General features: G+C 57.2%; 13 protein-coding genes and 1 tRNA gene. 10 read left to right on the forward strand and 4 right to left on the reverse strand.

The window, feature by feature from the left end; all coding sequences use genetic code 11:
* Positions 1-72: 72 nt before the first annotated feature.
* Entirely contained in the window at positions 73-894 is an 822-nt protein-coding gene (locus ACA069_RS09495; RefSeq protein WP_497618213.1) for a c-type cytochrome, read from the reverse strand.
* 585 nt (positions 895-1479) lie between these two features.
* On the opposite strand from ACA069_RS09495, the gene ACA069_RS09500 reads away from it, so the two are divergent.
* The 3 genes from ACA069_RS09500 (at position 1480) to ACA069_RS09510 (ending at position 5677) form a co-directional block, all read left to right on the forward strand.
* On the forward strand, positions 1480-2685 hold the full coding sequence (locus ACA069_RS09500) for an acetyl-CoA C-acetyltransferase (protein ID WP_497617202.1): 1206 nt from the start codon (positions 1480-1482) through the stop codon (positions 2683-2685).
* 24 nt (positions 2686-2709) lie between these two features.
* Positions 2710-4854, forward strand: a complete 2145-nt coding sequence (locus ACA069_RS09505) for a 3-hydroxyacyl-CoA dehydrogenase NAD-binding domain-containing protein (protein ID WP_497617204.1) — start codon at positions 2710-2712, stop codon at positions 4852-4854.
* A gap of 94 nt (positions 4855-4948) precedes the next feature.
* Complete coding sequence (locus ACA069_RS09510) at positions 4949-5677, forward strand: amidotransferase (protein ID WP_489878642.1); 729 nt, start codon at positions 4949-4951, stop codon at positions 5675-5677.
* Between the two features lie 47 nt (positions 5678-5724).
* Here the strand turns inward: ACA069_RS09510 and ACA069_RS09515 are convergent, their stop codons facing one another.
* The 3 genes from ACA069_RS09515 to ACA069_RS09525 form a co-directional block, all read right to left on the reverse strand.
* The gene (locus ACA069_RS09515; RefSeq protein WP_187680097.1) at positions 5725-6696 is read right to left on the reverse strand and encodes a magnesium and cobalt transport protein CorA; all 972 of its coding nucleotides are present in this window, start codon (positions 6694-6696) and stop codon (positions 5725-5727) included.
* Between the two features lie 134 nt (positions 6697-6830).
* Positions 6831-7553, reverse strand: coding sequence for a 1-acylglycerol-3-phosphate O-acyltransferase (locus ACA069_RS09520; RefSeq protein ID WP_187680098.1), 723 nt, complete (start codon positions 7551-7553; stop codon positions 6831-6833).
* 217 nt (positions 7554-7770) lie between these two features.
* A complete protein-coding gene (locus tag ACA069_RS09525; protein ID WP_497617205.1) occupies positions 7771-8460 on the reverse strand; it encodes a crotonase/enoyl-CoA hydratase family protein in 690 nt (229 codons plus the stop codon).
* A 63-nt stretch (positions 8461-8523) separates the two neighbouring features.
* Here ACA069_RS09525 and ACA069_RS09530 point away from each other — a divergent pair, with 63 nt between their 5' ends.
* The 7 genes from ACA069_RS09530 (at position 8524) to ACA069_RS09560 (ending at position 11246) form a co-directional block, all read left to right on the forward strand.
* On the forward strand, positions 8524-8760 hold the full coding sequence (locus tag ACA069_RS09530) for a hypothetical protein (RefSeq protein WP_497617207.1): 237 nt from the start codon (positions 8524-8526) through the stop codon (positions 8758-8760).
* A tRNA-Ser gene (locus ACA069_RS09535) sits at positions 8756-8845 on the forward strand. Before ACA069_RS09530 ends, ACA069_RS09535 begins: the two co-directional genes overlap by 5 nt.
* A gap of 151 nt (positions 8846-8996) precedes the next feature.
* Positions 8997-9317 (forward strand): YbjQ family protein, encoded by a 321-nt coding sequence (locus tag ACA069_RS09540; protein ID WP_187680100.1) that lies wholly within the window; start codon positions 8997-8999, stop codon positions 9315-9317.
* A 201-nt stretch (positions 9318-9518) separates the two neighbouring features.
* Positions 9519-9707 (forward strand): hypothetical protein, encoded by a 189-nt coding sequence (locus ACA069_RS09545; protein WP_187680101.1) that lies wholly within the window; start codon positions 9519-9521, stop codon positions 9705-9707.
* A 329-nt stretch (positions 9708-10036) separates the two neighbouring features.
* On the forward strand, positions 10037-10408 hold the full coding sequence (locus tag ACA069_RS09550) for a bacteriocin (RefSeq protein ID WP_401269758.1): 372 nt from the start codon (positions 10037-10039) through the stop codon (positions 10406-10408).
* A 134-nt stretch (positions 10409-10542) separates the two neighbouring features.
* Entirely contained in the window at positions 10543-10965 is a 423-nt protein-coding gene (locus ACA069_RS09555) for a glycine zipper domain-containing protein (RefSeq protein WP_305442238.1), read from the forward strand.
* A 122-nt stretch (positions 10966-11087) separates the two neighbouring features.
* The gene (locus ACA069_RS09560; protein WP_187680104.1) at positions 11088-11246 is read left to right on the forward strand and encodes a hypothetical protein; all 159 of its coding nucleotides are present in this window, start codon (positions 11088-11090) and stop codon (positions 11244-11246) included.
* The last annotated feature ends 102 nt before the right edge of the window (positions 11247-11348 follow it).

Below are 11348 nucleotides of genomic sequence, written 5' to 3' on the forward strand. Positions count from 1 at the left end.
TCTGTCAGCCAGCACATGCAAGGCTGGCACACCGTTATCGCGAGCAGGCTCGCTCCTACATTGGATCTGTGTTCAGGGCCTGTTTTTGCGCCCGGCCATGTGCTGCAAATACCCGATCAACATCTGCAAATCCCCATCCGGCAGCACATCCGCAGAAAACCCCGGCATCTTCGCCTGCGGCCACTGACGCAAACTCTGCGGATCACGAATGTAGCGCTTGAGGAAATCTGCACCGAAATACTCGGTCGGGTTATACGGAATATTCAGATCCGGCCCGAACTGCGCATCCCCTGCGCCGTTCAAGCGATGACACGCGAGGCAGTTTTTCTGAAACAGCGCAAAACCCTGATTGACCGGGTCATTGGCCTTTAACGCAGGATCTGGCCGGAGGGCAGGAAAACGCTCGGCCACCGGCGCCATGCGCTTGATGCTGGCGACTTGAAACGGCCATTGTTCCGGGCTGATATTCCCTGCTTGCGGATCGGTCCACACCAGATAGAACGGCCCGGCGCTGTGTTTGCCCTCTGACAACGGCGGCCAGGGTTTGGCCGGGTCCTCGATGGCCAGCCAGGCCCGCGCGCCTTTCTGATTGAGCAACGGCGCAGCGGCAAGCTCGGCGGCAAAGCCATCCAGTGCGACCGCTTGCAGATGATCCTCAGGTTTGATGCCGGTCAGCAACGCCGCGACGGGCAAGGCGCGATAGGTCATGTCCTTCTTGTAGGACACGTCGCTTTTTACCGTGAGCGTTTGTACCTGAGGATGCTTGAGCAGCTCCTCGGTCTGCCAGGTGCGGCTATTTGCGCCCAACTGCAGATCCAGTTGCGCGGCAGACAAGGGCATGCTCAGCAGCATGGCCCCAAACACAATGAGCGCTTTCAAATGATCGCCGTCCATGTCGTGGATGTGCGCAAAGGTTGGCACAGCCACGCTGGCCCGGGTAGCGGGCCAGTCACATTTTTAGTGGCGAATTACAGCACCTGCCGCTTGAACTCAGCCGATGACCTTGGTCAGGTTCGGCAAAATCAACAACAGCGTCGTGGCGAAAAGAATGAGTCCTGCTTGACGAACTTTCGGTTGTTTGAACATGGCTTGACCGCCTTTATTGTTATTTCCTGATGCTTGCCTGCATATCCATGACGGCAAGCGCTGCACTTCCTGTTGAATGACGCCTGCCTCGGCAAAACCCGACGGCCATGACGTACATGTCTTACCTTAGGGCCCGCGTCACGCTTGGCTTAGATCCATTTCATATGTACTTGCTGCTGAGTGCGATTAAAAAGGCATGAGGCGTATTGCCAGCTTCTTTGCCGCCCGCTTGCTAGACAACTCGCCGACCTGAACCGGTTCACCCAATCGCCGATGACCGTCCGTCTGAGCGTGCACGTCAATGTCATTGAGCGCTGTGGTCATTGAATCCGTGACCGTCGGGGACAACAGTGACAGTACGAAATTCACTCACCGCGCAGGTTCGAGGACGTCATGACCCAAGCTTTGATTTTCGACGCGTTACGCACGCCCCGTGGCAAAGGCAAGGCCGACGGCGCCTTGCACAGTGTCAAACCGGTAAATCTGGTGGCTGGTCTGTTGACCGCGCTGCAAGAGCGCACCTCACTGGATACCAGCCAGGTCGATGACGTTGTGCTCGGCTGCGTTACGCCGATTGGCGATCAAGGCTCGGACATCGCCAAAACTGCCGTGCAAGTGGCCGATTGGGACGTTAGCGTGGCAGGTGTGCAGATCAACCGGTTTTGCGCTTCAGGACTGGAAGCGGTCAACCTTGGTGCCATGAAGGTGCGCTCGGGTTTCGAAGACTTGGTGGTGGTCGGCGGCGTCGAGTCGATGTCGCGGGTGCCGATGGGCAGCGATGGCGGCGCCTGGGCGCTGGACCCCCAGACCAATCTGCACAGTCACTTCACACCACAGGGGGTGGGGGCGGATTTGATCGCCACCCTGGAAGGCTTCAGCCGCCAGGACGTCGATGCCTACGCGCTGTACTCACAACAGAAAGCCGCGCGGGCGAGGGCCGATGGCTCGTTCAACAAATCGTTGGTGCCGGTGCAGGATCAAAACGGCATCATCTTGCTCGATCACGATGAGTTCATTCGCGCCGAATCGACGCTGGAAGGGCTGGGCAAGCTCAAGCCGAGTTTTGAAATGATCGGTCAAATGGGTTTCGACGCGACCGCGCTGCGTGTTTACAGCCATGTCGAGCGAATCAATCACATGCACACACCGGGAAACAGTTCCGGAATCGTCGATGGCGCGGCGTTGATGCTGATCGGCTCCGAAGCCAAGGGGCGGGCGCTGGGCTTGCAGCCTCGGGCGCGCATCGTCGCCACGGCCGTCACCAGCACCGATCCGACCATCATGCTCACCGGCCCGGCGCCGGCCACTCGCAAAGCGCTGGCGAAGGCTGGCTTGCGTGTGGAAGACATCGACCTGTTCGAGGTCAACGAAGCGTTTGCCTCAGTAGTATTGAAATTCATCAAAGACATGGCGGTCGACCCGGACAAGGTCAACGTCAACGGCGGTTCCATCGCCATGGGCCACCCGCTGGGCGCCACCGGTTGCGCGATCCTCGGCACCTTGCTCGATGAACTTGAAGCGCGGCGTCTGCGCTACGGCCTGGCGACGCTGTGTGTCGGCGGCGGCATGGGCATTGCCACCATCATCGAACGTCTCTGAGTCCCGAATTCAAGGAACCCTGTTATGAGCGAAGCCATTCGTTACGAAAAAGGCCAGGACGCGATCGTCGTTTTGACCATCGACATGCCGGGCCAGAGCGCCAACACCATGAACGCGGTCTACCGTGAGGCCATGGCCGCCTGCGTCGCCCGACTTGTCGCGGAAAAAGACAGCATTGCCGGGGTTATCATCACGTCGGCGAAGAAAACTTTTTTTGCCGGCGGCGACCTCAATGAGCTGATCAAGGTTGGCAAGCCCGAAGCCAAAGCCTTTTATGACATGGTGCTGACCCTCAAAGGGCAACTGCGCACCTTGGAAACTTTAGGTAAACCGGTGGTCGCGGCCATCAACGGTACGGCACTGGGCGGTGGTTGGGAAATCTGCCTCGCTTGTCATCACCGGGTAGCGTTGGACGATGCGTCCGTGCAGCTCGGTCTGCCGGAAGTGACTCTCGGTTTGTTGCCGGGCGGCGGCGGGGTGGTGCGCATGGTGCGCATGCTTGGCATCGAGAAGGCGCTGCCGTATCTGCTCGAAGGCAAAAAGGTTCGTCCGCAACAGGCGTTACAGGCCGGCTTGATCGATGCGCTGGCGACGGATCGGGATGAACTGCTGGCCAAGGCTCGCGCGTGGATCGTTGCCAATCCGACGGCGGTGCAGCGTTGGGACGTGAAGGGGTATCAGATCCCGGGCGGTACGCCGTCGAATCCGAAAGTCGCACAGATGCTGGCGATAGCACCGTCGATCCTGCGCACCAAAACCCAAGGCACGCTGCCGGCACCGGAGAAGATTCTGTGTGCGGCGGTGGAGGGCGCTCAGGTCGATTTCGACACCGCGCACCTGATTGAAACCCGCTACTTCACAGAGTTGACCACCGGCCAGATCTCCAAAAACCTGATCGGCACGTTCTGGTTTCAGCTCAACGAGATCAATGCTGGTGGCTCACGGCCGCAGGGCTTTGCGCCTTATAAAACGCAGAAAGTCGGCGTACTCGGCGCCGGCATGATGGGCGCGGGGATCGCTTTTGTCAGTGCCTCGGCCGGCATCGAAGTGGTGCTCAAGGACATCAACCTCGCTGCAGCCGAGAAGGGCAAGGCCCATTCGGCAGCGCTGCTCGACAAGAAAGTAGCCCGTGGGCAAATGACTGCTGAACAGCGCGAAGCGGTGTTGGCGCGAATTCATCCGACTGAAACCGATACCGATCTGGCCGGTTGCGATTTGATCATTGAAGCGGTGTTTGAGGATCGCGAACTGAAAGCCAAAGTCTCGGCGGCCGCGCAGGAAATTGTCGGCGCCGACGCTGTAATTGCCTCCAACACCTCGACCTTGCCGATCAGCGGGCTGGCGACTGCCGTACCCGATCAGAGCAAATTCATCGGCCTTCATTTCTTCAGCCCCGTGGAAAAAATGCCGCTGGTGGAAATCATCAAAGGCGCTCAGACCAGCGAGGAAACCCTGGCGCGGGGTTTCGATTTCGTTCTGCAAATCAAGAAAACCCCGATTGTGGTCAACGACAGTCGCGGCTTTTTCACTTCGCGGGTATTCGGTACCTTCACCAATGAAGGCATCGCCATGCTCGGCGAGGGCGTGAGCGCACCGATGATCGAGACCGAAGCGCGCAAAGCCGGGATGTCGGTCGGGCCTCTGGCGATCTCTGACGAAGTTTCCCTCAGCCTGATGAGCCATATCCGCAAGCAAACGGCCAAAGACCTGCAAGCGGAAGAGAAACCGCTGATAGATCATCCGGCGTTCGCCGTGATTGACTTGTTGCTCAATGAATACAAGCGTCCCGGCAAGGCCGCTGGTGGCGGTTTCTATGAATACCCGGCTGGTAGCCAGAAGCATTTGTGGCCCGAACTGAAGACTCGCTTCGAGAAGGCTGACGGGCAAATTTCGCCGAAGGATGTGCGCGATCGCCTGCTGTTCGTGCAAGCCATTGAAACCGTGCGCTGCGTGGAGGAGGGTGTCCTGACTTCGACGGCGGACGCCAACGTCGGATCGATCTTCGGCATCGGCTTCGCTGCTTGGACCGGCGGTGCCCTGCAGTTCATCAATCAATACGGGGTGAAGGATTTTGTCGCCCGTGCGCAGTATCTGGCCGAACAATATGGCGATCGGTTCGCGCCACCTGCCCTGTTACTGGAAAAAGCGGCGAAAGGGGAGCTGTTCTAAAGGGTGGGAAGCCAATCCGGGGCTTGCCTTGCCAGGGTGTTTCAAGGCAGGCTCTGGGGTGTTCATTATTCCCATCACGTGTCAGGTATTTTTTATGTCGCTACGCATCTGCATTCTGGAAACCGACATCCTGCGTCCGGAACTGGTCGATCAATATCAGGGTTACGGACAGATGTTTCAGCGCCTGTTCTCGCAGCAGCCGATTGCCGCCGAGTTCACCGTCTACAACGTGATGCAGGGCGAATACCCGAGCGATGATCAGACTTTCGACGCGTACCTGGTCACCGGCAGCAAGGCCGATTCGTTTGGCACCGATCCTTGGATCCAGACCCTCAAGGACTATCTGTTGACCCGGTACGAGCGAGGCGACAAATTGCTTGGCGTGTGTTTCGGTCATCAACTGCTGGCGCTGCTCCTCGGTGGCAAGAGCGAACGCGCCACGCAAGGTTGGGGCGTCGGCACTCACAACTACAAACTGGCGGCCAAGGCGCCGTGGATGAGCCCGGTGCGTGAAGAACTGACGTTGCTGATCAGCCACCAGGATCAGGTGACTTCGCTACCGGAAAACGCCACGGTAATTGCTTCGAGCGATTTCTGCCCGTTTGCGGCTTACCACATCAACGACCAGGTGCTGTGCTTCCAGGGGCATCCTGAGTTTATTCACGACTATTCCCGTGCGCTGCTGGATCTGCGTCAGGAAGCGTTGGGCACGCAGATCTATAGCAAAGGCTTGGCCAGCCTGGAGCAAGAGCATCATGGCGCTACGGTGGCGGAGTGGATGATGCGCTTTGTGGCGCACAAGCCTGAAGCTAAAGCCGTTTAAAGTCTGATGCGGAATTTGTGATGAGGGAGCAATCCCTCACCACAGAATTACAACCACCCTGACTTCTTGAAACTCGCCCACAAACTCACACACCCCACCGTAATAAACCCCAGCACGGCAAAATAGCCGTAGTGCCAGCTCAACTCCGGCATGTTCTGGAAGTTCATTCCGTAAATCCCCGCTACCGCGGTCGGAAACGCCAGAATCGCCGCCCATGCCGCAAACTTGCGCTGCACCACGCTCTGCCGTGACGCTTCCAGCAACACTCCGATCTCGATGGTCTGGCTGGCAATGTCGGCCAGTGTCGTCAGGTCTTCCATCTGCCGAGTGACGTGAATCTGCACATCGCGAAAGTACGGGCGCATGTTCTTGTCGATGAACGGGAAACTCAGCTTCTGCAGTTCCTCGCTGATTTCCACCATAGGGGCTGCGTAACGGCGCAGGCGCACCACATCACGGCGCAGGCCATGGAGTTTTTGTACGTCACGTTCATTCAACGCACTGCACAACACGTTGCGTTCCAGCTCATCGATCTCGGCATGGATCGCTTCGCCCACTGGCTGATAGTTCTCGATGACAAAATCGAGCAACGCATAGAGTACGAAATCTTCCCCATGCTCCAGCAGCAGTGGACGTGCCTCACAACGTTGGCGGACATGGGCGTAGGACGCCGAGTGGCCGTTACGCGCCGTGATGATGTAACCCTTGCCGGCGAAGATGTGGGTCTCGATAAACTGCAGAACCCCGTGTTCGCGAATCGGCGAGTAGGTGACGATAAACAAAGCGTCGCCAAAGGTTTCCAGCTTCGGCCGGCTGTGTTTTTCCAGAGCATCTTCGATCGCCAGTTCATGCAGGTTGAACTGACGTTGCAGGTTGGCCAGTTCCTGAGCGTCTGGCTCTTCGAGACCGATCCACACAAAGTGCCCGGTTTTGGCGGCCCAGGCCGCGCCCTCATCGATGGCAATATTGGTGACTTTCTTACCCGCGCTGTACACCGCAGCGGCAACAACTCGACCCATGGTGGTGGTTCACTTCTTCTTGGCAGATGGCAGGGAATACAAGGCATCAGCTTAGCCGTGTCGCTGCTTCAGAGTCAGTGAAATCTGCACAGTTCACCCGGCAAAAGAAAACCCGCACAAGGCGGGTTTGCTTTTCAGGCAGCTTGCAGTTGCCGATCCATCGATTCGATGCACTCGCGCATCTGTTCGCGGCACTGGCTGATGAGCATCGGCATGTCATCCATGGTCAGTCCTACAGTAGGAATTGCCGGGAGTGAACGTATGAGAATTTTCCCGCTGCGCCAGCGGTTCAGGCGCATATGTTTGACGTAACTGCTGACACACACGGGAACGATCGGCACGCCAGCGGCAATTGCCATCTGGAATGCGCCCTTCTTGAACGGCAGCAGCTCTTCACCGAGATTGCGCGTGCCTTCCGGGAATACCCAGATCGACGTGTCTTCGTTCTGCAAGGTGTTGGTCGTGGTGAGCATCGACTGACGCGCCTTTTGCGCATTCCCACGATCGATCAACACGTTGCCTGCCAGCCAGAACAATTGCCCGAACAGCGGCACCCATTTCAGGCTTTTTTTACCAATACAGACGGTGCGGCGCGGCACCACATTGCCGAACACGAACAGATCATAGTTGGACTGATGGTTGGCGATGATCACGCAACTGTCGGGTTTGTTCATCAAACCGCTGACATCGGATTTCACCCGCAGACGCAAAATGCACATGGCCGGCAGCGCGTAGAGGCGGGCGCACAGACGACTGTTGTCCGGATTGAATGGACGGCACAACCCGAGAATCACCCCAAGCATGCCAGCCAGAATAAAGTGCAGGCCCATCAACAACATACGAAACACAAACAGCATTTTCAGGCCCCACCGGGACAAAAGGTGGCGCAGTGTACGGATGTGCACTGTTTTCGGCAATTGCTGCTATAGAGTCCGGAGATGGCCGATGTTTAAGCGCATGTTTCAAGCTTGGTTGTCAGACCCGTCCTAGAGCTGCAACGGTATTTTCAACCAGGTGCGTAAGAAAAAGCCCGACACGACGGTCGGGCTTTTCTTGATCGCTGGAACCGGGTGCTTACCCCAGATGTTTCTGATCCTGAATGATCGCGTTATCCAGGGTTTCCAGCAGCGCCTTGCGCACCTTCAATTTGGTGTTCTTGTGCGCCGTCATGTTGATCTTCTTCAACTGCCGTGCGGCGGCCAAGGCAGCGCCTTGCAGCTCCTCGGCGGAAACCACCTTATCGAGGAAGCCAGCATCCACAGCGCTTTGCGGGTCGAACATCTCGCCGTTGATCACTGAACGGTGGAAAGCCGAACGACGCAGACGATCACGGGCCAGCTCGATACCGGCGTGGTGCATGGTCATACCGATCTGCACTTCATTCAGACCAATGCTGAACGGGCCGTCGACGCCGATACGGTAATCGGCGGACAGAAGAATGAATGCACCTTTGGCCACGGCATGGCCCGGGCACGCGACGATCACCGGGAACGGGTGAGAGAGCAGACGGCGAGCCAGCGTCGAACCGGCAGTCACCAGTGCCACCGCTTCTTTAGGGCCGGCGGTCATCACTTTCAGGTCATAGCCACCGGACAGAATCCCTGGCTGACCGGTAATGATCACGATGGCACGATCAGTCACCGCCTTATCCAGCGCCGCGTTGAACGCTGCAATCACGTCCGGGGAAATGGCATTGACCTTGCCATTGCTCAAGGTCAGGGTCGCGATACCGTCTTCGAGGTGGTAAGAAATCAACTCACTCATGACGCTATTCCTTTAAGAAAGATGGGCAGACGTTACCCACCACCGCAGGCCAGGTAAAGCACCGTGACTGACCCGTCGGTCACCCTTTATCGGCTCATGCCCCGCAGACTGCTATCTGTCTTCTATATAGAAGGGGGCGTGCCCACCGGAGATTGGCCGGTTTGCCATGGCCTGTTGGCGGGGAAAACTGTTTTTTCTCTTAACCGCATGAAAATTCTGAAAAAAAGTTTGCCATCGGAAAAGCTTTCGACTACATTAGCGCGCCTCGACAGACAGAACATGTTTGAAGAGATACGGTGAAGTGTCCGAGTGGCTTAAGGAGCACGCCTGGAAAGTGTGTATACAGGAAACTGTATCGAGAGTTCGAATCTCTCCTTCACCGCCATATTCAGTAAACACAAACCCCTGATTTCGAAAGAAGTCAGGGGTTTTGTGGTTTCTGGCGTCTGGATTTTGTTGGGTGTCTGCTGAAATCGGCTTGATCCTCGATTGAATTACAATCGCGGTTTTTATCTGCCTGAAAAAGGACTGTTTCCATGATCATCTCCACCACTCAAGCCATCGAAGGCCGTCAGATCACCGCCTATCTGGACATTGTCAGTGCCGAATCGGTGCAGGGCGTCAATGTGATCCGCGACATGTTTGCCGGCATGCGTGATTTTTTTGGTGGGCGCTCTCAGACGCTGGAGCGGGCGCTGAAGGAGGCGCGTATCCAGGCGACTGAGGAGATCAAGGAGCGAGCGCGAGCCTTGCAGGCGGACGCTGTGGTTGGGGTGGATTTCGAGATCAGTATGCCGGCCGGCAAGGGCGGTATGGTTGTGGTGTTCGTGACAGGTACTGCGGTGAAGTTGCGCTGATTATTGGACGGAACGTTGGGATTTGTGGATCTCGACGTTTTGACTTGTTGCCATCCGGTCTTTTGTAGGCCATTCGTCGGGCGTCAGCGTTTCTGAATAACAAGTCCAGGAATGACCGGCTAGTCTCAAAAGTACTGAAGGTCGATATCCTTTCAGGCAAAGAGCTTTGCCGGTGTCGACCCGTTTTGAAGGGGAAAAGGTATGACTGATCCGTATATCGAAGACGATGGCGCTGAATTTTCCTTCAACAACTGCGTGCGATGTGGCCAGACCGAGTACCAGTCGGGCTTTGGCGAGGATCCGGTGCAGACCGGCAAGATCAAGTCCACGGTACCTAAAGGGCCGAAGGCGAAGTTTTTACCCAGGATCGCGACCCGCGCCCGCAAGTAAGTCTTGCAACCCACAACCCCGTCAATGAGCGGGGTTTTTTGTGCCTGGCGCAACCTATCGGGAAAAATTCCTACGCGCGCAGTGTGGATGTAAACGCTTTTCACAAACTTTTCACGTCTGCCAAAGTAGGGTGAAGCCATCCGTTAGAAAGCAAGTCTCCAGCCCGTCTCCCCAGCGGGCTTTTTTTTGCCTGTCATAAAACCTTTTCCAGAATCGCTGTCCAAACGGCGCCGAGTGCGCGCAGTTCACTCATGTTGTCTGGACTTTTGCGCTCCGACGGCATTAAATCCCGGCCCTTTTTGTCATACCCATTTTTTGAGGTTTTTGTCATGCGTTTAACATTGCCTGCTCTGGTTCTGGGCCTTCTCGTTACTCAAGGTGCGATGGCTGCCGGTGACGGCACCGCTGCGCTGGGCGGTGGTCTGGGTGGCGCGCTGGGTAACGTTGTCGGTCAGAAAATGGGCGGCAGCACCGGTGCTGCGATTGGTGCCGGCGTCGCAGGCGCCGCGGGCAGTGCAGTGGCGGCACGTAAAGGCAGCCGGACCAAAGCGGCCATCGGCGGTGGTGTCGGCGCTGCCGGCGGTTCGGTGATCGGCAACAGTCTCGGCGGCAAGAATGGCGCTACTATTGGCGCGGGCCTGGGCGGTGCAGCCGGCGGCGCGGTTGGCAGCAATCTGTCCAAAGGGCACAAGCGTCACTGAGATTGATTGCAGGTCAGAAAAGTCCGGCTCGATGTCGGGCTTTGCGTTGGTGAACGTTTTACCCGTAATCGTCTCCAATAACACATAAGCCCTGCATGGGCAGCCTGTCCCGGCTCGGGAACTGTGAGGTTCATATGCGTTTGTCATTATCTGCACTGTTTTTCGGATTGCTGGTGGCTCAAGGCGCAATGGCTGCCGGTGATGGTTCGGCCGCCGTTGGCGGCGGGCTGGGTGGTGTGCTGGGCAACGTGGTCGGCGGACAGCTCGGCGGCAGCACAGGCGCTGCGGTCGGTGCCGGTGTGGGTGGCGCGGCGGGCAGCGCCGTCGGCGCGAATAAACGCAATCGCACGGAAGCCGCCATTGGTGGTGGCCTTGGCGCTGCGGGCGGCTCAGTGATCGGTAACAGCCTGGGCGGTTCGACCGGTTCGGCTGTCGGTGCAGGATTGGGTGGTGCCGCAGGTGGTGCGCTCGGCAACAACCTGGGTGACGATGGCGGGAAGTCTCATTCCGGTGGTGGCCATAAGCATAAGAACAAGCATAAAAACAAACATCATTGATTGACGATTAAACAGAAACCCGGCCGTGTGCCGGGTTTTTCGTTTCTGCAGGTTCGACTCGGGAACGATTGGCAGCAGGGCCTTTCGAACGTCATACACTCCCCGACATCATGAGGTTTGCCATGACACCCGAAACCGAAGGCAAGGAAGAAAAAGGCTCGAGTGGGCTGCCGTTTATCAATGATCCGGGGAATGAGGATCCGGGGTCGTTGATGGATGATGCGACGGTGCCGCTGATTGATTCGGATGATGAGTTTGATGAGGAGGAAGATGAGCAGTGAGGAAATTTCTGGTTTGGTCTTTGGTGTCGTTTGCGGTATGAAACCTCTATTTCTCAGGGGCCTGTCGGTGCAGGCCCTGTGAGTGTTAAGTCAAATTGTGTG

This window comes from Pseudomonas sp. LBUM1652 (assembly GCF_059716105.1).

Coding starts and splice junctions, on each gene's coding strand:
- ACA069_RS09510 (WP_489878642.1), top strand. CDS start 4,949: ATGTCGCTACGCATCTGCATTCTGGAAACCGACATCCTGCGTCCGGAA.
- ACA069_RS09555 (WP_305442238.1), top strand. CDS start 10,543: ATGCGTTTGTCATTATCTGCACTGTTTTTCGGATTGCTGGTGGCTCAA.
- ACA069_RS09500 (WP_497617202.1), top strand. CDS start 1,480: ATGACCCAAGCTTTGATTTTCGACGCGTTACGCACGCCCCGTGGCAAA.
- ACA069_RS09495 (WP_497618213.1), bottom strand. CDS start 894: ATGGACGGCGATCATTTGAAAGCGCTCATTGTGTTTGGGGCCATGCTG.
- ACA069_RS09545 (WP_187680101.1), top strand. CDS start 9,519: ATGACTGATCCGTATATCGAAGACGATGGCGCTGAATTTTCCTTCAAC.
- ACA069_RS09505 (WP_497617204.1), top strand. CDS start 2,710: ATGAGCGAAGCCATTCGTTACGAAAAAGGCCAGGACGCGATCGTCGTT.
- ACA069_RS09520 (WP_187680098.1), bottom strand. CDS start 7,553: ATGCTGTTTGTGTTTCGTATGTTGTTGATGGGCCTGCACTTTATTCTG.
- ACA069_RS09525 (WP_497617205.1), bottom strand. CDS start 8,460: ATGAGTGAGTTGATTTCTTACCACCTCGAAGACGGTATCGCGACCCTG.
- ACA069_RS09550 (WP_401269758.1), top strand. CDS start 10,037: ATGCGTTTAACATTGCCTGCTCTGGTTCTGGGCCTTCTCGTTACTCAA.
- ACA069_RS09560 (WP_187680104.1), top strand. CDS start 11,088: ATGACACCCGAAACCGAAGGCAAGGAAGAAAAAGGCTCGAGTGGGCTG.
- ACA069_RS09540 (WP_187680100.1), top strand. CDS start 8,997: ATGATCATCTCCACCACTCAAGCCATCGAAGGCCGTCAGATCACCGCC.
- ACA069_RS09515 (WP_187680097.1), bottom strand. CDS start 6,696: ATGGGTCGAGTTGTTGCCGCTGCGGTGTACAGCGCGGGTAAGAAAGTC.